The organism is Polynucleobacter sp. AP-RePozz3-80-G7 (assembly GCF_018882145.1).
Classification (GTDB): Bacteria; Pseudomonadota; Gammaproteobacteria; order Burkholderiales; family Burkholderiaceae; genus Polynucleobacter.
The window spans coordinates 68,824-92,038 of the sequence record NZ_JACVPC010000003.1; the positions used below are offsets into that span (position 1 = coordinate 68,824).

At 47.1% G+C, this 23,215-nt stretch carries 17 protein-coding genes and 1 pseudogene; 12 read left to right on the forward strand and 6 right to left on the reverse strand.

Translation table 11 applies throughout. The features are described 5' to 3' along the window. Positions 1-31: 31 nt before the first annotated feature. Both hemC and ICE90_RS07540 read left to right on the forward strand, forming a co-directional pair. Entirely contained in the window at positions 32-997 is a 966-nt protein-coding gene (hemC, locus tag ICE90_RS07535; protein ID WP_216191798.1) for a hydroxymethylbilane synthase, read from the forward strand. 34 nt (positions 998-1,031) lie between these two features. Further along, positions 1,032-1,856 (forward strand): uroporphyrinogen-III synthase, encoded by an 825-nt coding sequence (locus ICE90_RS07540; protein WP_216191801.1) that lies wholly within the window; start codon positions 1,032-1,034, stop codon positions 1,854-1,856. Between the two features lie 16 nt (positions 1,857-1,872). Here the strand turns inward: ICE90_RS07540 and ICE90_RS07545 are convergent, their stop codons facing one another. Both ICE90_RS07545 and ICE90_RS07550 read right to left on the reverse strand, forming a co-directional pair. Then, positions 1,873-2,445, reverse strand: coding sequence for a chorismate lyase (locus tag ICE90_RS07545; RefSeq protein WP_216191803.1), 573 nt, complete (start codon positions 2,443-2,445; stop codon positions 1,873-1,875). Positions 2,446-2,447: 2 nt separating this feature from the next. After that, complete coding sequence (locus ICE90_RS07550) at positions 2,448-3,998, reverse strand: DEAD/DEAH box helicase (protein ID WP_216155677.1); 1,551 nt, start codon at positions 3,996-3,998, stop codon at positions 2,448-2,450. A 65-nt stretch (positions 3,999-4,063) separates the two neighbouring features. Here ICE90_RS07550 and ICE90_RS07555 point away from each other — a divergent pair, with 65 nt between their 5' ends. Then, positions 4,064-4,258, forward strand: coding sequence for a hypothetical protein (locus ICE90_RS07555; protein WP_216155674.1), 195 nt, complete (start codon positions 4,064-4,066; stop codon positions 4,256-4,258). A 36-nt stretch (positions 4,259-4,294) separates the two neighbouring features. On the opposite strand, the gene ICE90_RS07560 is transcribed toward ICE90_RS07555, so the two are convergent. Then, positions 4,295-5,692, reverse strand: a complete 1,398-nt coding sequence (locus ICE90_RS07560; RefSeq protein ID WP_216191805.1) for a coniferyl aldehyde dehydrogenase — start codon at positions 5,690-5,692, stop codon at positions 4,295-4,297. Between the two features lie 49 nt (positions 5,693-5,741). On the opposite strand from ICE90_RS07560, the gene msrA reads away from it, so the two are divergent. Then, on the forward strand, positions 5,742-6,314 hold the full coding sequence (gene msrA / locus ICE90_RS07565) for a peptide-methionine (S)-S-oxide reductase MsrA (RefSeq protein ID WP_216191807.1): 573 nt from the start codon (positions 5,742-5,744) through the stop codon (positions 6,312-6,314). A 13-nt stretch (positions 6,315-6,327) separates the two neighbouring features. On the opposite strand, the gene pdxH is transcribed toward msrA, so the two are convergent. Beyond that, the gene (pdxH, locus tag ICE90_RS07570; RefSeq protein ID WP_215320334.1) at positions 6,328-6,963 is read right to left on the reverse strand and encodes a pyridoxamine 5'-phosphate oxidase; all 636 of its coding nucleotides are present in this window, start codon (positions 6,961-6,963) and stop codon (positions 6,328-6,330) included. A 22-nt stretch (positions 6,964-6,985) separates the two neighbouring features. Here pdxH and ICE90_RS07575 point away from each other — a divergent pair, with 22 nt between their 5' ends. The 6 genes from ICE90_RS07575 (at position 6,986) to ICE90_RS07600 (ending at position 14,886) form a co-directional block, all read left to right on the forward strand. Then, entirely contained in the window at positions 6,986-7,735 is a 750-nt protein-coding gene (locus ICE90_RS07575; RefSeq protein ID WP_216191809.1) for a ThiF family adenylyltransferase, read from the forward strand. A 302-nt stretch (positions 7,736-8,037) separates the two neighbouring features. Next, positions 8,038-9,363 carry an amino acid permease gene (locus ICE90_RS07580; RefSeq protein WP_304609763.1) on the forward strand — a complete coding sequence of 442 codons (1,326 nt, stop codon included), beginning with the start codon at positions 8,038-8,040 and terminating at the stop codon, positions 9,361-9,363. 12 nt (positions 9,364-9,375) lie between these two features. After that, positions 9,376-10,494 (forward strand): alanine dehydrogenase, encoded by a 1,119-nt coding sequence (gene ald / locus ICE90_RS07585; protein ID WP_216191813.1) that lies wholly within the window; start codon positions 9,376-9,378, stop codon positions 10,492-10,494. Between the two features lie 87 nt (positions 10,495-10,581). Continuing rightward, positions 10,582-11,157, forward strand: coding sequence for a TMEM165/GDT1 family protein (locus ICE90_RS07590; RefSeq protein WP_072583759.1), 576 nt, complete (start codon positions 10,582-10,584; stop codon positions 11,155-11,157). A 45-nt stretch (positions 11,158-11,202) separates the two neighbouring features. Then, a complete protein-coding gene (gene pepN, locus ICE90_RS07595; RefSeq protein ID WP_216191815.1) occupies positions 11,203-13,812 on the forward strand; it encodes an aminopeptidase N in 2,610 nt (869 codons plus the stop codon). A 75-nt stretch (positions 13,813-13,887) separates the two neighbouring features. Then, positions 13,888-14,886, forward strand: a complete 999-nt coding sequence (locus tag ICE90_RS07600; RefSeq protein WP_255533332.1) for a class 1 fructose-bisphosphatase — start codon at positions 13,888-13,890, stop codon at positions 14,884-14,886. Between the two features lie 65 nt (positions 14,887-14,951). Here the strand turns inward: ICE90_RS07600 and cphA (ICE90_RS07605) are convergent, their stop codons facing one another. Both cphA (ICE90_RS07605) and cphA (ICE90_RS07610) read right to left on the reverse strand, forming a co-directional pair. Further along, positions 14,952-17,522, reverse strand: a complete 2,571-nt coding sequence (gene cphA / locus ICE90_RS07605; RefSeq protein ID WP_216191818.1) for a cyanophycin synthetase — start codon at positions 17,520-17,522, stop codon at positions 14,952-14,954. A gap of 12 nt (positions 17,523-17,534) precedes the next feature. Then, positions 17,535-19,715, reverse strand: a pseudogene (cphA, locus tag ICE90_RS07610) (cyanophycin synthetase); the annotation flags it as partial. 204 nt (positions 19,716-19,919) lie between these two features. On the opposite strand from cphA (ICE90_RS07610), the gene ICE90_RS07615 reads away from it, so the two are divergent. Together ICE90_RS07615 and ICE90_RS07620 are read left to right on the forward strand one after the other, a co-directional pair. Continuing rightward, positions 19,920-22,253, forward strand: a complete 2,334-nt coding sequence (locus tag ICE90_RS07615; RefSeq protein ID WP_216191819.1) for an ABC transporter ATP-binding protein — start codon at positions 19,920-19,922, stop codon at positions 22,251-22,253. Continuing rightward, complete coding sequence (locus ICE90_RS07620) at positions 22,250-22,717, forward strand: DUF1854 domain-containing protein (RefSeq protein ID WP_216191821.1); 468 nt, start codon at positions 22,250-22,252, stop codon at positions 22,715-22,717. The genes ICE90_RS07615 and ICE90_RS07620 overlap by 4 nt, the downstream gene beginning before the upstream one ends. Positions 22,718-23,215 lie beyond the last annotated feature (498 nt).

Below are 23,215 nucleotides of genomic sequence, written 5' to 3' on the forward strand. Positions count from 1 at the left end.
TTGGTGTAGGTCTTTAATTATTTTAAATGTTATGTCCCCAACCCTGAATTCCTCCCCATCTGACGCTCCAAAGCGCCTCGTAATTGCCTCCCGCGAAAGTCGCCTGGCCATGTGGCAGGCTGAGCATGTCCGGGATTGCCTTAAAAAGCTCTATCCAGACTGCGATGTCCAGATTTTGGGGATGACCACCCGTGGGGATCAGATTTTGGACCGAGCCCTCTCTAAAGTGGGTGGTAAGGGCCTTTTTGTAAAAGAGCTGGAAACAGCACTTGAGGATGGACGAGCCGATTTAGCGGTGCATTCTTTAAAAGATGTCCCAATGGTGATGCCCGAGGGATTCGACCTTTCTTGTGTCATGGCCAGGGAAGATGCGCGCGATGCCTTTGTTTCCAATGACTATGCAATCTTTGAGGATTTACCACACGGTGCGATTGTGGGTACCTCAAGCCTCAGACGTGAATCAGTGCTGCGCGCAAAATTTCCGCATTTAGTCATACAGCCATTACGCGGTAACTTAGATACCCGTATGAGCAAGTTAGATCGCGGTGAATATCAAGCCATTATTTTGGCGGCTGCAGGCTTAAAGCGTTTAGGTTTGGAGTCCCGCATCCGTGCATTTTTGCCATATGATCCTTACACACCTGCTGCAGGTCAGGGCGCCTTAGGTATCGAAACTGTAAGCAAGCATCCCAATATCAAACAGTGGCTTGCTCCACTAAATGATTTACCAACTTTATTGGCTGTTTCTGCTGAACGTATGGTGTCTCGTCAACTCGGCGGCTCATGTGAGGTACCGTTAGCTGCCCATGCCATATGGGATCAGAACCAAATGAATATTCGCTCTTTTGTAGCGAGTGTTGATGGCAAGGCTATTTGCTTAGCCAATGGCAGCGCTCAGGTGACATCAGTTGAAGACGCAGAGGCGCTAGGACTAGCAGTGGCAAAGGACTTGCTGGCGCAGGGCGCAGCCGACTTAATTCCTAAAATTTCTAAGTAATACATAGAAAATAGAGAAAAAGTAGCTATTGAGCATGAGTACTAAAACGATCATTGTCACGAGACCTAGTGGTCAGGCTCGTCAATTGATTGAAGTGCTCACCAAAGCAATCGAGGCAAGTAGAGTAGGAAAGCGTAGTCTTCCAGAAATTCTCTCTTTGCCTTTGCTAACCATTGTTCCCAGGTCGGACGAACATCTAGCTGACCATATTGCTACCACCCTGAGTGACGCGGATTTTGCCATCTTTGTAAGTCCTAATGCCATCGAGAGTGTGATGCGTTTATTGGAGCGAGATTGGCAAGACTTTTCTAAGAAGATTATTCCCATTGGTGTAATGGGTGGCAGTAGTCATTTTGCCCTGAAAAATCATGGTGTCGGATCGGAAGACAAGCCCACTCCCATCATCATTCCAGGAAATAATGAAAACTGGGACTCTGAAGGTTTGTGGAAAGAGCTTCAATCCCTGAAATGGAATTGGCAGGGTAAAAAAGTAGTGATCTTTAAAGGTGAGGGTGGCCGTGATTGGCTGGCAGATACGCTAAAAAAGGCAGGCGCCACTGTAGAGGCTATTTCAACCTACACACGTGTGCCCTTGGGTATTGATAATCCTGCTTGGCAACTGGTGCGAGAAATGGATTTGAGTAAATCACTTTGGTTGCTCACTTCCTCTGAGGCTGTTCGCTATCTTGGCGAAGTCATGAAAGACCAATTTACGCAAAGCCTCAATGTCGCCAGTGCACTATGCCCACATCATAATATTGCGGATGCGGCGGAAATGATTGGGTTTGGTGAAGTCTTTACAAGTGAGCCGGGTGATGAGGCTTTGATCAAGTCAACTTTAGCTTGGCTGACAATCTAAAAGTAAAGGCGAATAATCAACGCTTTGCAGTCTGTAACAAGGCAGGCAAAAAAATCTCATTTACCAAAATAGGATGACCTTTTAAGCGATAGAGGGTACGTCGTGCCCATAATGGCGAACTCAAGCCGGCAAAGTGCTTAGAGCACTTTTTCCATAATTCACTCCTTTTATCAAGGCGCGCAATATCGCGCGGCGGCTTTGCCTTAGATTGTTTGCGAGTTTTACTAAATAAGACCGCACCCAATGGCTTAGTGCCTAATCGCAAGACCTGATGATTACTGCCGCTGGAGCTGAGTGTTGGAATGACGCTGTGTGCCATAACCAAGGCAATGCCATTTGAGCAGAGTAGTACTTCACGTACTCTGCAGCGTCTGAGCTTGAAATGAAAATAGCGACTTTCGTCGCTATTGAGTGATTGAGGGCAATCACGCAAAACCTGAATTTCTAGCTTTTGCCCAATTGCATTCTCAATTTTTTGGGTGAGAGACCCGGTATCGCTTAGCCAAGGTTGCCACTCGCGTGGCGCCCGATGGATTTCACCGGAACCGACTCGATTCCATGCAGAACGGAGACGATTGCGGTGAATCATTTTTAGCTACCGCTAAAGCTGCGACGTTGACCGCCGGCCTTTGGTTTAGCAAAACGTGGTCCGCCTGCTGGACGTGAGTCACCAGAGCGTGCCGGACGTGAGTCAGCAGAACGCGCAGGACGTGAATCAGCAGAGCGTGCTGGGCGTGAATCGTCTGAGCGACCACCAGCATTGCCGCCGCCTGAACCGCCACCACCAAAGCGAGATTCTGAACGAGCGCCTGAGCCGTAACGACCGCCACCACCTCCAGAGCGATTGCCACCACCAAAGCCACCACCAGAGCGACCACCGCCACCACCAGAACGACCGCCACCAGAACGGCCACCGCCACCACCAAAGCTTGGCTTGGCTTGTGGCTCAAGACCGGCGATGACTGAAGCAACGATATCTTGCTGTGTGAAGCGTTCGATATTGCGGATCTTCGCGCGATCACGATGTTCAACCAAAGTGATAGCAACACCATTGCGACCTGCACGACCTGTACGACCGATGCGATGCGTATAGTCTTCTGGTTTCATTGGCAGGCCAAAGTTAATCACGTGACTAATACGTGGCACATCGATACCACGAGCCGCTACGTCAGTCGCAACCAAAATCTTGGTGTGACCTTTACGTAAAGACTCGAGACGGCGCATACGCACAGCTTGAGGCATTGCGCCGTGTAGGGCAGTTGCTTCATAGCCATTGGCACGCAATGTGTCAGCAATTTTTTCGCTCTCAATCTGAGTGCTTGCAAACACAACCGCTTGATCCAAATCGGCATCAGCCAAAATGTGCTCGAGCAATTTATGCTTGTGTGACATGCTGTCAGCCCAATGTAATTTCTGTTCAATGTTGGCGTGCTTTTCACCTGCGTGAGCAAGTTCAATACGCTTGGCATCTGTAGTTAACTCGTTTGCTAAAGACATAATCTTTGGCGCGAAAGTTGCAGAGAACATCAAAGTTTGGTTACGGCCTGCGCAACGCTTATCAATTGCCTCGAGGTCGTCAGCAAATCCCATGTCGAGCATGCGGTCTGCTTCATCGATAACGAGTTGCTTAACATCGTCTAAGCGAATTGCTTTGCTATCGCACAAGTCGAGCAAACGACCTGGAGTTGCAACAACTAACAATGCACCTTTTAATGCCTGGATCTGCTTGCCGTATGGCATGCCACCCATCACAGTTGCGATACGGATACCTTTCATGCCACGAACTAAGTTCACTGCATCAGCAGATACCTGTTGAGCCAATTCACGAGTAGGGCAGAGCACTAACACTTTAGGTTGTGCGCGACCTGGTACCGGTGAGTTGTTCGGGTTGTCTTCGATGAGTTGATTAATCAAAGGCAATAAAAAGGCTGCGGTTTTACCGCTACCGGTTTGGCTGCTGACCAATAAGTCACCACCAGCTAAAGCCGCAGGAATAACCTGAGCTTGCACGGAAGTGGCTTGGGTATAACCCAGTTCAGCAACGTTTTTAAGGAGTGATGCCGCTAGGGCAAAATTCTGGAACTCAGTTCCAGTGCTCTTTGAGTCTTTCGACTCATGATTAGTTTCTTTAGAAAAAGTCATGCTATTACACATCCCCTTTAAGGGATGTCTCCGTATGTTGCACCCATGGTTTTTTATAGGGTGCGATGGTCAAAGGCATCGACCATCAGACAAGCGGCAGCGTTGTTGTGTTTATGACTTCTAAACTAATCGCTGAAATAGAGCTGGGGGGCGATGAATCAAATTGCTTTAAAAAGCCTCCCATTATGGCATTTTCAGCACTCGATTACAAGGGTTTTCCCGACTTAATTAGCAAATGGAGAGATAAAGCCCTCATCTAATGAGCTTAGTCATTCAAGTATTACTTGTTTGATTCTTTATTTGAGGTAACGCAAAAGCCACTCAGTCACTTTTCCATATGGAGGACGCGCTGTTTTAGTTCCCTTGAAAAGGTTTAAACCAAAAAAGCCGCGTACTTCCAGAATCGACTTTTGATGGCTGAAGGCATCAAAGCCTGCTTTGCCGTGGTAACTCCCCATACCACTCGCTCCCACTCCACCAAAAGGAAGGTCTTCAATGGTGATGTGTAGGAGTGTGTCATTAATAGTGACGCCACCAGAACACGTTTCATGTAAAACGCGCTTCATATTCTTTTTGTCTTTGCCAAACCAATATAGAGCCAAGGGATTGGGTTTGTTGTTTACATAAGCAATCGCTGCCGAGGTATCTGCAACAGTCACGATCGGCAGTATGGGCCCAAAGATTTCTTCATGAAGAATGCGGGCTTCTGGCGGAACATTGATCAATGCGATAGGTTCAAACGGTCTTGCACCAGCACCAGGGTTATTGAGTAAAGGAATCACTTTTGCACCACGGTCAAGCGCATCGCTGACTAGGTGTTGCCAGTATTCCAATTGGCGCCCATCAATCGGGCCTGTTAGTTCTTCTGGTTTGCTAAATTGAACTTGAGCTGCAGTTTGTAATTCTTGAATAAATTCTGCTTGAATGCCTTGCTCTAGCAAAACATAGTCTGGGGCAATACAAGTTTGACCGCCGTTCAGTAATTTGCCGTAAGCAATGGATGCAGCAGCATCTTTGAGTTTTGCGCTCTTATCAATGATAACGGGCGTTGTACCGCCAAGCTCCAGAGTGACTGGTGTCAGATTTTCTGCGGCAGCACGCATCACTTTTTTGCCAATAGCTCCCGAGCCAGTGAAGAAAAGATGATTAAAAGGCAGTGCTGCAAATTGCTCAGCTACTTCTGGGCCACCAGTAGTGACGCAGAACTCACTAGGGTGAAAATATTCTTGAATTAAGCTGGCAATAAATCCAGAGGTGCGTGAGCTTCGTTCAGAAGGCTTTAACCAAACACGGTTACCAGCAGCAAAAGCGGCGATTGCTGGAATGAGCGCTAATTGAACCGGATAGTTCCAGGGACTCAGAATGCCAACTATGCCAAGCGATTGACTTTCAACCCAGGCTTGTGAAGCGCCCATATGGGATGGAACTTCTCTTTGCTCTGGCTTCATCCACTCTTTGAGATGCTTGCGGGTGTACTTGCATGCCTGATAGATCATCTGGCATTCAGCAAGCCTTGTCTCCACTGGATGGCGTACTCCGAAGTCAGCCTCGAGCGCTTTACAGATTTTTTCTTCATTTGCCTCAATCATTTTTTCAATGCGGGCAATTCGATCCAGTCTCACTTCGAGAGTAGGGTTTGGTTCTGCAGCATAAGCTGCTTTCATTTCATCGAGCTGGATAGTGAAGCGATTCATAGTCTATTAATAGTTGGCAGGTATTGGAATAAGGCATTAGGATAAAGCCATGGAAACAAATTTAGATAAAAAAGAACCCCTTTTAGAGCGTGCAACCTTGGGTGGGGGCTGTTTTTGGTGTTTGGAAGCGGTTTACCAGCAAATTTCAGGAGTTCGGTCTGTGGTTTCTGGCTACGCCGGTGGCGCTAGACCCAATCCGACTTATGAGGCTGTTTGCACGGGTGTGTCAGGCCATGCCGAGATTGTCGATATCTTGTTTGATCCGCAAATTGTTTCATTTAGGGATTTATTGGAAATCCTTTTCGTGATTCATGATCCGACTACCTTGAACTATCAAGGCAATGATCATGGCACGCAATATCGCTCAGTGATTTTTACGCATAGTGAAGAGCAGTCCCAGATTGCGCACGAGGTAGTGCAAGAACTTGAGGAATCAAAAATCTATGCCAATCCAGTGGTGACGCAGATCGATGCTGCACCAACCATTTATCCTGCAGAAGACTATCACCAGAATTATTTTCAGCAGCATCCCAATCAAGGATATTGCATGGCGGTAGTTGCACCTAAGCTAGCTAAATTTAGAGCGAAATTTAAATCACTCATAGCGCCGCAGTATTCCTGAGGATTAAAGGTCTCTAGGGCGCTAGGCGATTCACTCGCCAGTTGGCACCTGCTAGTTTGTAGTGCATGCGGTCATGCAATCTAGATGGGCGACCTTGCCAGAATTCAATTTCATTGGGGCGCAGGCGGTAACCACCCCAATGTTCTGGACGTGGAGGGGTATTGCCAAACTCTGTCTTAAAACGTTTTTCCGCTTCTTCTAAGAATTCACGGTTTGGGATGGCGGCGCTCTGAGGCGAGGCCCAGGCACCAATTCTGGAAGCGGCTGGGCGAGAATGGAAGTACTCATCACTTTCAGCTGCACTAACTCGCTCAACAACACCCTGAATACGTACCTGGCGCTCTAATTCATGCCAATGGAAGAGGAGGGCTGCTTGAGGGCGGATGGCCAAGTCTTTGCCTTTTTGACTCTCGTAGTTAGTAAAAAAGGTAAAGCCATTTTGGTCTGCGCCTTTTAGTAAGACAATACGGGCTGATGGATTGCCAGCCTGGTTAGCCGTTGCCAAGGTCATTGAGTTGGGTTCAGGACATTCTGCTTTCACAGCTTGATCAAACCAAAGCTTGAAAAGCTGAAGCGGGTCTTGGGGAACCTCGGTCTCTGAGAGCTGACCAAAGGTATAGTTTTTGCGAAGTTGTGCAATGGGGTCCATTTATTCAGTATAAAGAGAAGCTATGGCAGAAGACAAGGTAGAAGGCAGTTTAGAAAATCGTCGTTTTGGCGGGGTCTCACGACTCTATGGGCCAGAACTGCGCGAGCGCTTTCTGAATGCAACGGTTGTTGTGGCTGGTCTAGGTGGAGTTGGGTCCTGGGCAGCAGAGGCCTTAGCCCGAACTGGTATTGGACACCTTGTCATTATTGATTTTGATCATATCTCCGAAAGCAATACCAATCGACAGCTGCACGCTATAGAAGGGCAGTTCGGTAAAGCAAAAGTCGAGGCGATGAAGGAGCGCATTCTGCAAATTAACCCAGAGATCAAGTTGACTGCTTACGATGAATTCTTAGAGCCAGAAAACTTAGATCGACTCATTCCAGCAAATGCATTGGTATTGGATGCGACTGATTCAGTACAAACCAAAATTGCTTTATCAGTGTGGGCCGTGAAAAATAATCGTGCTTTAGTCATGTGTGGCGCCGCTGGTGGCAAGTCAGACCCCACATCAGTACGCTGCGAAGATCTTTCTCGTACCGAACAAGATGCTTTATTGGCTAAGGTTCGCCAAGGGTTAAGACAGGATCATGGTTTCTCTAGAAATCTCAAGAAAAAAATGGGCATTCGCGCGATCTACTCGTATGAACCACGAGCGGGGGCTTCCAGCGGAGGCCTCGCCTGCATGGGTTATGGCTCTACCGTGATGGTAACGGCTGCTTGTGGGCTTGCAGCTGCAGCAGAAATTCTGAATCTCATCTCTGCGCAGTAAATTTTTCTCAAAAATTGCCGTAAATCCTTAAGGGGATTCCCTGTAGGAAATTACTGATTCTTTTGCAATCAGAAATAATTTATTTCAAACTCTGCGTTGATTTCAAAGACATTTTAATATTTTCCTAAATAGATTTATTTAATTTATCACTTTAGTAATTTTCCTCCTCTAGTACTGATCACCAGTCCTCCCTAGACTTTGCTCCGTTGGCAAGTTGCCAATGACAAATCGAAAGGAGGTCTCCCTTGCAGACTGAACAATCTGGCTTAAAACGTCACCTCAAAGTACGGCATATTCGTTTGATGGCCTTAGGCTCAACGATCGGCGTTGGATTATTTCTGGGGTCAGCTAGCGCAATTCAAATAGCAGGTCCGTCTATTCTTCTGGGTTATTTGCTGGCAGGCATTGTTGCCTTCATTGTTCTGCGGACACTTGGTGAAATGGCGGTGCATGAACCTGTAGCCGGTTCTTTCGCAGCCTACGCCAATACGTATGTGGGTCCACTAGCGGGGTATATGGTGGGTTGGGGATATTGGACTTATTGGATTGTGGTTGGAATTGCTGAAGTTACAGCGGTTGGCATCTATATGGGCATTTGGTTTCCTGAAACCCCGCAGTGGATTTGGGCACTTTCTTCTATCGTGATGATGGGTTTAATCAACCTGATTGCAGTAAAGGTATTTGGAGAGTTTGAGTTTTGGTTTGCGCTTATTAAAGTAGTTGCGATTGTCGCGATGATTGCGCTTGGAGGTTCAGTCATCTTGTTTGGCTTTACGAATGATTGGCAGCCCATTGGCCTGAATAATTTATGGCAACACGGCGGCTTCTTTCCAAATGGTATCGGCGGAATGTTGTTGTCATTGCAAATGGTCTTGTTTGCTTATGTTGGTATAGAAATGATTGGTCTTTCTGCGGGCGAGGCAGAGAGCCCACAAAAAACCATTCCGATGGCCATTGATTCTTTAGCTTGGCGTATTCTCATTTTCTATATGGGTGCCATCTTGGTTATTTTGGCTATCTTTCCCTGGAATCAAGTTGGGCAGCAAGGCAGTCCATTTGTAGTAATGTTTGAGAGGCTGGGTTTGCGAGAAGCGGCAGGCTTAATTAACTTTGTCGTGATCACTGCAGCGCTCTCTTCTTGTAATGCCGGCATTTTTAGTGGTGGACGCTTGTTGTACTCCTTATCGTCTAACGGCTACGCTCCCAGATCCTTCTCAAGGCTTTCTAGGTACGGCGTTCCTCATCGTGCGGTGATGACCACAGTCGGAGTCTGCATGTCAGGTGTAGTACTGAACTACTTTGTACCTGACAAAGCCTTTCAATACATGATGGCTGCAGTGACCTTTATTGGCTTAATGGTTTGGATCGCGATCTTGATTACACAGATCAAATTCCGTCGCTCGCTGTCCAAATCCCAAGTGGCAGAATTACGGTATCGCGCTCCTTGGTGGCCGTATTCCTCATGGTTTGCTCTGGCATTTATCGGATTGGTGGTGGTGTTGATGGGCTTTCATGAGGATGCACGGATCGCACTCATCGTGGGGCCGTGTTTATTGGGCGTGTATCTCGCAATGTTTTATGTCGTGGGCCTACATCGCAAAACAGCAAACCAACGTGACTTTAAATAATAGGAGAAGGCAATGATTATTGGCGTACCTCAAGAGGTTAAAAATAATGAGTTCCGGGTTGGATTAACCCCCGGTAATGTCAGTGGACTTTGTAAACAGGGGCATTCTGTTCTGATTCAGAGAGGTGCTGGCGAGCAAATTGGCTTAACGGATGAGTCTTATCGGCTTGCCGGTGCCGGCCTCGTGAATAGTGCAGCAGAAGTGTTTCAAAGGGCGGAGATGATTGTGAAAGTCAAAGAGCCTCAGGCGCAAGAATGTGCCATGTTGCGCGAGGATCAAATTCTGTTTACCTATTTACACTTAGCACCAGATCCAAGGCAGACAAAAGCTTTGTTGCAATCAGGCGCTACCTGTATTGCCTATGAAACAGTGACTGCTATGAATGGCGCCCTCCCTCTATTGGCGCCCATGAGTGAAGTAGCTGGCCGCATGTCTATTCAGGCAGCTGCATCCCATTTAGAAAAGACCAATGGTGGCTTAGGTGTGTTGATGGCAGGTGTTCCTGGTGTATCGCCAGCAAAGATTGTCATTCTGGGTGGTGGAGTGGTGGGCCGTAATGCTTTGCAAATAGCGGTTGGCATGGGGGCTGATGTTTGCATCTTTGATCGTGATATTGATCGCTTACGCCAGATCGATATGTTCTATGGCAATCGAGTGAGAACTTTTTATTCTGACAGTTTACTGATTGAACAAGAGGTATGTGAAGCTGATGTCGTGATTGGAGCGGTTTTGCTACCTGGTGCAGCAGCTCCCAAGTTGGTTACGCATGACATGATTAAAACAATGAAGCCTGGTTCGGTTGTGGTGGATGTTGCCATTGATCAAGGCGGCTGTTTTGAAACATCCAAGCCTACTACGCATGCGGACCCAACCTTCGTGGCGGACGGTGTAATTCATTATTGCGTTGCCAATATGCCCGGAGCAGTTGCAAGAACATCTACCTTTGCTTTAACCAATGCGACTTATCCGTTTGTTGAGGCTTTGGCAAACCGGGGAGTCATGAAAGCGCTCTCAATTGATCATCACTTGCGCAATGGTTTGAGTGTGCACAAAGGGATGCTGACATCCAAACCTGTTGCGATGGCTCAAGGTTTGGACTATGCAATAGCCGAGGAGCTTTTAGTGGCGTAGCCATATATATCCAAAATGAGTGGGTCTAGTGAGGGCTAGGATTTAAACTATCCCTAATACGCAAAACCTATTGGACCTAGATCATTTATGGATTTTTCAGCCTTAACCCTCTCTGCTGGGGTGGTTGCCCTAGCGGAGATGGGCGATAAAACCCAATTACTTTCATTGATGCTAGCGGCTCGCTATCCCAAGCAGGCGTTAGCGATCATTGCAGGCATCTTTATTGCCACTATTGCTAATCATGCTTGTGCTGCCTTATTGGGTCATTGGCTTACCACCCTAGTGTCACCGGATGTGATGCGTTGGATTTTGGGTTTGAGCTTTTTAGGAATCGGCTTATGGTTACTAGTACCAGATCATATTGATGATGCGGCTGGTTCTAAGGTAGCCGATAGGGCTCTCCAAGTATTTTTACTCACGGTAGGCTTATTCTTTTTGGCTGAGATGGGTGATAAGACGCAAATTGCGACCATTGCCTTAGGCGCCCGTTATGAGGACGTATTCTCCGTAACGGTTGGCACCACATTGGGGATGATGCTGGCAAATGCCCCTGCCGTCTGGATTGGTCAGAAATTCACGAAACGTATGCCCATTAAGTGGGTTCATGCAGTGGCGGCAGTTACTTTTATTGCTATTGGCTTGGCCACCCTAATATGGGCCTGAGATAACGAGACAACCAGTCTGCCAGCCTAGACTTAAAATAGGTTCATGAAAACTGATCTCCCCCAGAGCTTTCGTAGGCTCGAATACCTCCCACCTGTATACACCTTCGATCACGTCGAGCTCGATATCGCTCTGGATCCAGCGCGAACCATTGTGAAAAGTCGTATTGAGGTTTTGCCAGGCAAAAGCTTTAAGCCAGGAGCCCCATTGGTTTTAGTTGGGCAAGAACTCGAGTTTGTCAGTTTGCGCATCAATGGTGAAGCGCATCGCCATTTTGAGTTAACACCAGAAACACTGACGATTCATTCGCTGCCAAATGAAGGTAAAGAAAAGTTTGTCGTAGAAATTATTTGCGTTTGCATCCCAGAAAAAAATACTACTCTGATGGGTTTGTATGTTTCTAATGGGAACTTTTTCACTCAATGTGAGGCAGAGGGTTTCAGGAAGATTACTTACTTCTTGGATCGCCCGGATGTGATGGCGCGTTATCGCGTGACATTGCGTGCACGCGAAGTAGAGTGCCCGGTGCTGTTATCCAACGGCAACTTACTAACTACAGAAAAACTACCTAATGGATGGCATAGCGCTACTTGGGAAGACCCATTTCCTAAGCCCTCCTATTTGTTTGCCTTGGTTGCTGGTAAGTTGGAATGTATTGAAGAGACCATCACCACTAGCAGCGGTGCTAAGAAGTTACTGCAGATCTGGGTTGAGCCGCATGACCTCAAGAAGACTCGACATGCCATGGACTCCCTAATAGCCTCTATTCATTGGGATGAAAAGCGTTTTGGATTGGAGTTGGATTTAGAGCGCTTCATGATTGTGGCGGTAAGTGACTTCAATATGGGGGCAATGGAAAACAAGGGTTTGAATATTTTCAATACCAAGTTTGTTCTTGCCCAGCCAGAGACTGCGACAGATGCAGACTTTGCCAATATTGAGAGTGTCGTTGCCCATGAATACTTCCATAACTGGACCGGTAATCGTGTCACTTGTCAGGATTGGTTTCAGCTATCCCTGAAAGAGGGTTTGACAGTATTTAGAGATCAAGAGTTTTCTGCTGATCAAATGGGTAGTGAATCCGGTAGGGCGGTAAAGCGAATTGAAGATGTTCGATTGCTTCGTCAATTGCAATTTCCTGAAGATGCGGGCCCGATGGCGCATCCGATTCGTCCAGATGAGTACCAAGAAATCAATAACTTCTATACCGTTACTGTTTATGAGAAGGGTTCGGAAGTTGTTAGGATGTATCAAACTCTTTTGGGTAAAGACGGCTTCCGCAAAGGAATGGATCTCTACTTTAAGCGCCATGATGGTCAGGCGGTTACCTGCGATGATTTCTTAGCCGCGATGGCTGATGCTAATGGCAAGGATCTGACTCAGTTTAAGAATTGGTACAGCCAGGCAGGCACCCCCAGAGTTCAGGTGCAAGAGCACTATGACGCCGCTACAAAGCAGTACCAGCTGACGCTGATGCAAAGTTGCCCGCCTAGCCCAGGCCGGCCGGAGAAGAAGCCCTTTCATATTCCACTGATGATGCGATTAATTACAAAGGCGAATGAACAGGCTGAACAATTATTGGAATTAACGCAAGAAACTCAAACTTGGACTTTTAACCATATTGAAGAGCGACCAGTGCTTTCGATTAATCGCAACTTCTCTGCGCCGATTAACTTAGATTTCAAGCAATCCGAGGCAGATCTTCTCACTTTATTCTCAAGCGATGATGATGCATTTAATCGTTGGGAGGCTGGTCAGAAGTTGGCTATGCAAATGATTTTAAATAATCGTTTGCCTGATGAAAAACTGATTGAAGCGTACCGCAATATCTTGCTAGACCCTAATTTGGATCCAGCCTTTAAGGATCTGGCTTTAACACTGCCTGCAGAGTCTTATTTGTATGAGCAATGCACGAGCGTAGATCCTCAGAAGATATTTGCAGCGCGACGCGCTTTCCGTAAAGAGATTGCCAAACAGTTGCAACTTGAGTGGGCTGCCTTGTATCAGCAGATGCAAACACCTGGACCATTTAAGTCTGATGGGGTAGATGCTGGTAAGCGTGCCCTGAAAAATCTAGCATTGAGCATGTTGCTTGAGGCGGCGCCAGCAGTGTGGGCGCCAATGGCAGCTAATCAATATCAAATTGCTGACAATATGACTGACCGCTATGCAGCCTTATCCGCATTAGTGGTGCACGGCGCAAAACAAGCTAAAGATTGCTTAATTGATTTTTACAATCGATTTGCGAATGATGCTTTAGTAATCGATAAGTGGTTTGGCTTGCAATCCAGTCGTCCCCCAGTTGACGGTCTTAATTCCACCCTCACTGAGGTGAAGAATCTCCGCGAGCATCCTGCATTCAAATTGAACAATCCAAACCGAGTTCGCAGCGTGATTCATTCATTCTGCGCCAACAATCCTGCTAGCTTTCATCAGGCGGATGGCAGTGGTTATGAATTCTGGGCGGATAGTGTATTAGCTCTAGATCCTATTAATCCACAAGTAGCGGCTCGTCTCGCCAGAGCCCTGGATCGTTGGCGTTTGTTTGCCCAGCCGTACCAAGATCATATGAAAGCCGCCCTAGAGCGGGTTTCTGCATGCCCAACACTCTCTCCCGATGTAAGGGAAGTGATTGGAAAGGCGCTGGGTAACTAATGGTTTTCATAACAAGGCAAAATAGAGCCAAATAGACCAATACAGACCACTTTGGAAAAAACTGGAGAAATACCTTTGTCCTCAAGTACCCATATCAATTTCAAGCAATATTTGACCTCCACGAAGCCAGCTGGCGTTGCTATCCCGGCTGGATTGCAAGATTTGCTGATCGCGGTTGTTAATACCTGCTCAACTCTCAGTCATGAAGTAGCGCAGGGCGCCTTGATTGGCTTGTTGGGTTCTGCTGGCACCGGCAACGTACAGGGTGAAGTTCAGCAAAAGCTCGACATCATTGCTAACGATCTATTAATTGATGGCGTTAAAGGTTGTAAATCGCTCGCAGGTTTAGCTTCAGAAGAAATGGAGCTCCCAGTTCCAGTCCAGGGCACAGGTGACTACTTGCTACTGTTTGATCCACTGGATGGCTCATCTAATATTGATGTGAACGTGTCGATTGGAACTATTTTTTCTGTTCTCAAGAAACAAGACCCGAATGCACCGTTACAGACCTCTGACTTTTTATTGTCAGGACGTCATCAAGTTGCTGCGGGTTATGTAGTGTATGGCCCTCAAACTACGATGGCCTTGACCTTGGGTGATGGTGTGGTGATGTTTACCTTGAATAAGGTGACTGGTGAGTTTTTGCTTATCAAGGATGCGGTCAAGATTTCTCATTCGACTAAAGAGTTTGCAATCAATATGTCCAATATGCGCCACTGGGCTGACCCAGTTCGTCGTTATGTTGAAGAGTGCTTAGCTGGCGTTAGTGGGACGCGTGACAAGGACTTCAATATGCGTTGGATCGCTTCCATGGTGGCGGATGTGCACCGTGTTTTATCTCGTGGCGGGGTGTTTATGTACCCATGGGATCAACGTGAACCACACAAGCCGGGTAAGTTACGCTTGATGTACGAAGCGAATCCAATGAGCTTTCTAGTGGAGCAAGCGGGTGGTGCCTCCACCAATGGCACTGATCTTATTATGGATTTGCAGCCAACTGACTTGCATGAGCGTGTTTCTGTAATGCTGGGCTCTAAAGAAGAGATTGATCGCATCATGCACTATCACGCATAAGTAATCTCACTTCATAATAAAAAACCCAATCGATTGATTGGGTTTTTTATTGGCAGAAGTAGTTATTAAGGTCTTACCTGCTGCTTAAGATAGGCAAGAGACTCTTCCACTTGATCAATCAGAATTAAGCAGATATCGCCAGCAGCAAGATCGTTAAGTGCGGTATCAATCGCTTTAAATTCACCATGTATCTCTTGAACTTGCTTTGCCTTAGTTGCGCCAACTAAGCCTTCTTGCAATAGCTTTAATACTTCACCATCTTCACGACCACGCTGGCAGGCATCTTGATAAAGAATGACGTTGTCAAAAGAGTTGCCCAAGATACGGGTTAGATCACGGATATCTTCGTCACGTCGATCGCCCGCACCGCTAATAACCACGTGGCTCTTCTTGGGTTTCATGGCCTCAACTGCGCTAGTAAGGGCGCGCATAGCATCGGGGTTGTGACCATAGTCAGCAATGACGGTGGCACCATTGTGTTGGAATTGATTAAACCGCCCCGGCACTGAATTCGGATCGCTTTCGAAGCTATGTAAACCGCGAGCAATCTTTTCTGCATCAAGACCAAGGGCCCAGGCTGCGCCAATCGCAGCCATGGCATTTTCAATTTGGAAGCCTAGTACGCCATTTTGGGTCAGGGGAATTTCGCTAATGGGGAAGCGATACATCACACGTGATCCTTTGGATGCAACAATATAGGTGCCGTCAAAATAAATAACTTTTTTATTCTTGGCGCGATGAGCGGCAATAACTGGGTGATGTTGATTTTGGGCAAAGAAAATCACTCGACCAGAACACTTGTCACCCATCTTCACAACCATTGGGTCTGCCGCATTGAGCACTGCGGCACCAGTTGGGGCAACGTTTTGCACAATTACGCGCTTGAGAATGGCTAAATCCTCAACGCTGGTAATGTAATTAAGGCCCAAGTGATCACCTTCGCCAATATTGGTTACAACCGCAACTTCGCAGCGATCAAAGCCAAGACCTTCGCGGAGCATTCCACCACGAGCAGTTTCAAGTACAGCCGCATCAACATCTGGATGCATCAGGACATTTCTGGCACTCTTAGGCCCGCTGCAATCGCCGGTATCGATAAGGCGATGATTGATGTAAACACCATCAGTTCCTGTCATACCAACACGTAGGCCAGTTTCATTTAATAAATGAGAAATCAAGCGAACGGTAGTGGTTTTACCGTTTGTACCGGTAACCGCTACCACTGGAATGCGGCCATCTTCACCTAGTGGGAACATCATATTGATGATGTCTTCGCCAACAGGACGTCCTTTGCCATACGATGGCTTGAGATGCATACGTAAACCAGGCGCAGCATTGACTTCAACAATACCGCCACCTTGTTGTTCCAATGGCTTGTAGATATTTTCGCAAAGGATGTCTACACCAGCAATATCAAGTCCAATCATCTGGGCGGCCGCGACTGCGCTCGCTGCTACATCCGGGTGTACATCATCGGTAACATCAGTAGCGGTTCCGCCTGTACTGAGATTGGCATTATTGCGGAGCAGAACGCGTTCGCCAGTCTTGGGCACGTATTGTGGGGTAAGACCAGAGCTTGCAAGATGCGCCATGGCAATGTCATCAAAGCGAATTTTGGTTAATGCTGTTGCATGACCATCACCACGCAATGGATTTTTATTCTCGATTTCAACAAGTTCGGCAACGGTGTGACTGCCATCACCAACTACTTGTGCTGGCTCACGCCGAGCAGCGGCCGAGAGGCGGTTGCCAACGACGAGTAGGCGATAGTCTGCACCAGGAAGATAGCGCTCAACAATCGTTTCACGGCCAAAGGCTTGAGTGACAACAAAGCCAGCGCGCACTTCTTCTTCAGTTTGAATGTTGGCAACAACGCCTTTGCCTTGATTGCCATCTTTCGGCTTTAAAACAATCGGACCGCCAATTTTTTGAGCGGCACGCCAAGCATCATCAGCGGTGGTAACTACTTCGCCAATAGGAACTGACACGCCAGCAGCGGCAAGTAAGTTCTTGGTGAGTTCTTTATCTTGGGCAATCGCTTCAGCAATTGCGCTGGTATCGCTAGTCTCTGCAGCTTGAATACGTTTTTGTTTGCTGCCCCAACCAAATTGCACCATGCTGCCTTCAGTCATGCGGCGGTAGGGGATGTTACGTTGTACTGCGGCATCAACAATGGATCCAGTACTTGGTCCAAGGCGAACGTCTTCGTAAAGAGCTTCTAACTCTGAGAGGGCGGCAGCGAGATCAAATGGCGCATCGTTGAGTGTTGCTTGAATCAAAGCAAAACCAAAGTCGAAAGCCATGCGACCCACGACTTCTTCGGTGTATTCCACTACCACTTGATAAACACCAACATCGACTGTTTGCACTGTGCGACTAAAGGTAACGGGGCAACCCGCTTGAGCTTGAAGACCAAGCGCTGCATGCTCAAGAGCATGGGCTAAAGAAAGCACTTCATTGTGGCCACCGCGACGCATGCTCCCTAGCTGAGGAAAGCGCTCGCGAATCTTGGTTTCAAATTGAGGGATAGAGTCGATTGAGCGTTCAGACTCATCACAAGAAACAATCGCTTCTAAGGCGGTGTGGCGGCTCCATAAATTTGGGCCGCGCAACATGCGAATACGGGTAATTTCCAATTAAGCCCCTGTAGCAGTAGTGGCGTCAGGCACGAACGTTTCTGCGCCTGCTTCGATAACGTTAAATGGAATTTCCAGAGCCCAGGCTGCTGCTATAGCTGCACCTAAATTCATGGTTTTCCAAGGAGTAGAGTGGTTGGCTTCTGAGTGATGCGGCACAGGAATAGATTTCTGATCCAGCATTCCAGACTTCAAGGTAATTTGCTGTTTACCAATGACAACGGCACGACCACCGTTTGTTAAGTGGGCTTTGACAATCTCAGAGTCCGAATTCTCAGTAAAGAAAATCACCTGACCATCACAAAGCTCGGCCATTTGCACGCACATTAGGTCATCGGCATTGAGTACGGCAACGCCTGTTGGAAGAACGACATCAACTTGAGTACGAACGACACTAAAGACTTGATCTTCATCGTAAATAGCGTACTGCGGGAAGTTGGCTGTTGGATCGACATTGAGAACTACGCCAACTTGGCAACGATCGTAAGCTAAGCCTTCAATCAACATTGACAAATGATTGTTCTCAATCACCACCGCTTCTACTGCACGATTCAGAAGAGTGCGTCGGGCATTTTCCCAATTCGATGCATTGGAATTGGGAATGGCGCGGTTGCCGAAAAACAATCCTTTACTGCAAGACAGTCCAACATACACATTAGTTAAGCGTAAGAAATGGGCAATCATTTCGGCGACAGGGGTTTTGCCTCGTTCACCACAGACGCCAACTACTGGAATGCGGAAATCCACTCCAGGCGGGAAGAGGTGATTTGCTATCTCTTTGCCAACGGGTTGTGGTTTGCCGCTGGCAGGCTTTAGATGCATCAGCAGGCCAGGACCAGCATTGACTTCAACAATGGCAGCGTTTTGATCTGCCAATGGTTTGCTAATGTCCTGAGCCACTAAATCAACGCCAGCAATTTCAAGACCAACGACACGAGCAGCTAAGGCTACTTGACTGGCAACATCAGGATGAATTGAATCAGTGACGTCAAATGCCACGTTGCCGTTGCTCTGAATGAGTACTTTGTGATCTATTGCAGGAACACTATCACCCTTTAATTGTTGACGTGCCAGCTCGAGCTCTACTGCAGAATCTATGCGCACAGGATTAAGAGGATGTTCTTCCGCAGTGCCGCGACGGGGATCAGAATTAATCTGTATTTGAATGAGCTCATGAACGGTATGTTTGCCATCACCAGTGACCCATACGGTTTCACCTTTTGCCGCAGCAACTACTTTGTTGCCTACAACTAGTAAGCGATGCTCATCACCAACAATATGACGCTCAACTAACACTTCGCTACCTTCATCAATCGCAACAGCGTAAGCGGCTTCAATTTCTTGTTGGGTATAGAGATTGATAAATACACCGCGGCCATGATTGCCATCGATCGGCTTAACCACTACAGGTAAGCCAATATCTTGCGCCGCTTCCCAGGCATCATCAGGACTGGTAACAGTTCTGCCTTCAGGCGTTGGAACTCCAGCGCTACGTAGCAAGCTCTTAGTTAAATCCTTATCGCGAGAAATGGTTTCAGCTATTGCGCTTGTTTGATCGGTCTCTGCTGTCCAGATGCGGCGTTGTTTAGCGCCGTAACCCAGTTGAACCAGGTTGCCTTCAGATAAACGAATTGATGGAATGCCGCGCTCTTCAGCTGCATTCACAATGCATGCTGTACTTGGACCCAGCAAAAGATCATCGCCAAGATCACGTAAATTTTCGATGATGGTTTGCACCAGAGCAACGCAGTCAGCATTGTCTTGCGCTATGGCCAAATAAAGATCACGCGCATATTTGAGGGCGGTGAGTGTGACCTCCTCATTGATTGCGCTAACCATCACTTTGTAAACACCGCGCCTATCGCCGTCACGTGCTTTACCAAAGCCGCCAGGTATGCCGGCTAAATTTTGTAGTTCAAGCGTGAGGTGCTCCATAATATGTGCAGGCCATGTGCCTTCTTCAACGCGTTTCAGGAAGCCGCCGGTTTCACCATAACTACAGCGATGTTCAACGAGACTTGGAAGGGCTTTTACTAGGCGGTCATAAAAGCCGGGAATCAGGTTAGAGGGGTAGTCCTCTAAATCGCCAATATCGAGCCAAACCTCAATTACGGGATGGTAAGTCCACATATTGGGACCACGGAGATGCTTAACGCTCAGAATCTCGATGGATTTATCTAGTAATTGGGGCATATGCAGTGTTGCGATGGTCGGCGCCAGCTTTTGGCGTTGACGCGTCAGACAGTCTCTCTGTTTCTAATAGTTATTTGAAAAACTCACAAAATTGACAAAAATTCATAAAAGGGCCTACTTAGACAATTTAACGGCTTTTGACCCTCTAAAGTTGACAGGAGCAATAAATCTAAAAAATTCAGCTCCACTATACTTTTAAGGTCAATGAAGCCACAAATCCTACCTTTTGCCCCTGTGCTACCTAGCTATTGGCTGGCTATTTTGGAGGCTGAAACTTCCCCGATAAAGAGCCCCGAAGCCCTGTTAGCGTGGGTTGAGCTCGATTTAGGCGCCGATTTACGCTTTGAAAAAAGCCTGCTTTTGCTCAACGAACAAGGTCTATTTTGGATGGACGGCAAGGTATTTCACTCCTGGAAGTTGGAGAAAAACACCCATTTAATCCACGGTGATCATGCTGGAGTAGGGCATCTACGCCTAGAAACCCCCGATAAATTGCTGGGTTCCTGGAATTTCACCTTGGCGGTTAATCCCCAAGTGCTTCGCTTCCAGTCCAGTTTTAAGCAATTAACTCGTGGTGAAGAAGTTAGCAATGGTGAGGTCAGCGAGTATGACAAGCAAGTTTGCCCAGTTTGCTTAAGTCCTAAGCCCGCGAATTCGGATTCTTGTCCGACTTGTGATCCTGAGGACGATGCACCGCCATCTACTTGGACGCTATTTAAACTCTGGCGTTTTGCACGGCCCTACAAGAAACAATTGTTGCTGGGATTTGTATTGACCCTGCTATCTACGGGTGCGACTTTAATTCCGCCTTACCTCACTATGCCATTAATGGATCATGTGTTGATTCCATATGAGCGCGGCAATCCTATTGATTTTCATTTGGCCAGCATGTATCTGTTGGCATTGTTTGGCGCTGCAATTGTTGCTTGGGGTCTGGGTTGGTGGAAGACCTATTTACTTGCATTGGTGAGTGAGCGCATTGGTGCTGATTTACGCAATACTACTTTCGAGCACCTACTCAAACTTTCGCTGGAATACTTTGGTGGCAAGAGAACTGGTGACTTGATTGCCCGCATTGGCGCTGAGACCGATCGTATTTGCGTTTTCCTCTCCTTATACGCGCTGGACTTTGCTACCGATGTGTTGATGATCACCATGACCGCGGCCATCCTGGTATCCATTGATCCTTTGCTGGCCTTAGTTACCTTGGCACCATTGCCATTCATTGTTTGGATGATTCATATAGTGCGCGATCGTTTGCGTTTTGGTTTTGAAAAGATTGATCGCATCTGGTCTGAAGTAACTAATATTTTGGCGGACACTATTCCAGGCATTCGGGTAGTCAAAGCCTTTGCCCAAGAGGATCGCGAGCTGAAGCGCTTCGTGGATTCTAATAAACATAATCTACAAATCAATGATCGCGTGAATCGCGTATGGGGATTATTTTCTCCTACGGTAACCTTGCTAACTGAAACCGGTCTACTAGTGGTGTGGGGTTTTGGTATCTGGCAAGTTGCGCACCAGAAAATTTCTGTTGGTGTTTTGATTGCTTTCTTGGCCTATATCGGACGTTTTTATATTCGTTTAGATTCTATGAGTCGGATTGTTTCGCATACACAAAAAGCCGCTGCTGGCGCTAAACGTATTTTTGATATTTTGGATCACGTCTCTAGCGTTCCTGAGCCTATCAATCCAGCGCCTTTGGGTGAAGTCAAAGGCCGCATCTCCCTGCGTGGCGTAGGCTTCCGTTACGGTAATCGTGCTGTTTCTAAAGGCGTTGACTTGGATATTGCTCCCGGAGAAATGATTGGCCTAGTAGGTCATAGTGGTTCCGGTAAGAGCACTTTGGTGAACCTGATCTGCCGCTTCTATGACGTGAGCGCAGGATCGATTTCCTTGGATGGTCGTGATATTCGCAGTATCAGAATTGCTGACTATCGCAAGCGTATTGGTTTGGTATTGCAAGAACCATTTTTATTCTTTGGCACGATTGCAGAGAATATTGCTTACGGTAAACCAGATGCAACTCGCGAAGAAATTATTGAGGCAGCACGCGCCGCTCATGCCCATGAATTTATTCTTCGCCTTCCTTTAGGTTATGACTCCTTAGTAGGGGAGCGCGGTCAATCACTTTCTGGTGGCGAACGTCAGCGCATATCCATTGCTCGTGCATTGCTGATTAATCCAAGTATTTTGATCCTAGATGAAGCAACATCCTCGGTTGATACCACTACTGAAAAAGAAATCCAGCGCGCTTTGGATAACTTGGTTAAGGGCCGCACTACTATTGCCATCGCTCACCGTCTCTCCACCTTGAGAAAAGCGGATCGCTTAGTGGTTCTAGATAAAGGTGAGATTGTAGAAATAGGCTCTCACGATCAATTGATGGAAGCCCAGGGTGCGTATTACACCCTGTATCAAGCCCAGCTGCGTCATGCTGCGGAGCTCGTTGAAGGCGGTGCTATTGGTGAAAGTCTAGATGAAGCTCAAGAAGAAAGACTGGAAGAAGTTGCTAAGCAAGTTGGGGGTGGGGTATGAGCGCGACTCATCAGCTAGAGCGTGATGCGCTAGGACGTCTAGTCTTTATCGACATCAAAGGTGAGCGACACATTGGCGTTCATCCTGTCAGAGCTTTTCCAATTACTGCACCTGCTGCGGGTATTGGCATCATGAATCAATCTGGAAAAGAGCTTTGTTGGTTCCCGGATATCACCGCTATTTCTGAAGCAGAACTTGGATTGATCGAGGAAGAACTGGCTGAGCGCGAGTTCATGCCAGTCATTGAGAAGATCACTAAGGTTTCTACGTTCGCCACTCCTAGTATTTGGGATATCGAAACGGATCGAGGTCCAACACGAATTCGCCTCAAGGGTGAGGAAGATATTCGTCGAATTGCTGGCAATACATTGCTTATTGCCGATTCCAACGGACTGCAATTTCTCATCAAAGACTCTACGCAATTGGATAAAGTTAGTAAAAAGCTGCTAGATCGCTTCCGCTAAAAAGGATTTGCCACGCCAATCCCAGTTCGGCAGGTGTCACTGGGGCATTCCCCCTAAATTGAGATAATTCCCTACAAAAACAGAGACTTACTACACTTTTTCCTGTTTTTTTTGGCCTGTTGCACCGCAATAGTATTAGGGTTATAATCTAGGTACTAACCCTTAAGGAGATTCAAATGACTGTTTTATTGAATATGATTAACCAGCTTTTTTCTGAAAGCAAACCAAGCCAAGACAAGCCTGCTCGTCACTATGATTTTGACGGCGCTTACCGCGGCATGTAATTTAAAAAATTACAGCATTTCAAAAGCCACCTTCGGGTGGCTTTTTTGCTTTCTGTCGTCACTCGTCTGTAGATCCGCACATCTATTGATTTGCCCTTGTAAAGCTTATATTTCATAGGTTTAAGGCAAGGGTAATCACTAGTGGGGATTTGAGTGAATCTTGATTAGTGTCAAGTATTCCAATGTGTAAATGCTTAAAAATCACATAACCCAA

Bases quoted from the DNA above. Each gene is read 5' to 3' on its own strand.
- hemC (WP_216191798.1), top strand. From the start codon at position 32: ATGTCCCCAACCCTGAATTCCTCCCCATCTGACGCTCCAAAGCGCCTC.
- ICE90_RS07540 (WP_216191801.1), top strand. From the start codon at position 1,032: ATGAGTACTAAAACGATCATTGTCACGAGACCTAGTGGTCAGGCTCGT.
- ICE90_RS07545 (WP_216191803.1), bottom strand. From the start codon at position 2,445: ATGATTCACCGCAATCGTCTCCGTTCTGCATGGAATCGAGTCGGTTCC.
- ICE90_RS07550 (WP_216155677.1), bottom strand. From the start codon at position 3,998: ATGACTTTTTCTAAAGAAACTAATCATGAGTCGAAAGACTCAAAGAGC.
- ICE90_RS07555 (WP_216155674.1), top strand. From the start codon at position 4,064: ATGGTCAAAGGCATCGACCATCAGACAAGCGGCAGCGTTGTTGTGTTT.
- ICE90_RS07560 (WP_216191805.1), bottom strand. From the start codon at position 5,692: ATGAATCGCTTCACTATCCAGCTCGATGAAATGAAAGCAGCTTATGCT.
- msrA (WP_216191807.1), top strand. From the start codon at position 5,742: ATGGAAACAAATTTAGATAAAAAAGAACCCCTTTTAGAGCGTGCAACC.
- pdxH (WP_215320334.1), bottom strand. From the start codon at position 6,963: ATGGACCCCATTGCACAACTTCGCAAAAACTATACCTTTGGTCAGCTC.
- ICE90_RS07575 (WP_216191809.1), top strand. From the start codon at position 6,986: ATGGCAGAAGACAAGGTAGAAGGCAGTTTAGAAAATCGTCGTTTTGGC.
- ICE90_RS07580 (WP_304609763.1), top strand. From the start codon at position 8,038: ATGGCCTTAGGCTCAACGATCGGCGTTGGATTATTTCTGGGGTCAGCT.
- ald (WP_216191813.1), top strand. From the start codon at position 9,376: ATGATTATTGGCGTACCTCAAGAGGTTAAAAATAATGAGTTCCGGGTT.
- ICE90_RS07590 (WP_072583759.1), top strand. From the start codon at position 10,582: ATGGATTTTTCAGCCTTAACCCTCTCTGCTGGGGTGGTTGCCCTAGCG.
- pepN (WP_216191815.1), top strand. From the start codon at position 11,203: ATGAAAACTGATCTCCCCCAGAGCTTTCGTAGGCTCGAATACCTCCCA.
- ICE90_RS07615 (WP_216191819.1), top strand. From the start codon at position 19,920: ATGAAGCCACAAATCCTACCTTTTGCCCCTGTGCTACCTAGCTATTGG.
- ICE90_RS07620 (WP_216191821.1), top strand. From the start codon at position 22,250: ATGAGCGCGACTCATCAGCTAGAGCGTGATGCGCTAGGACGTCTAGTC.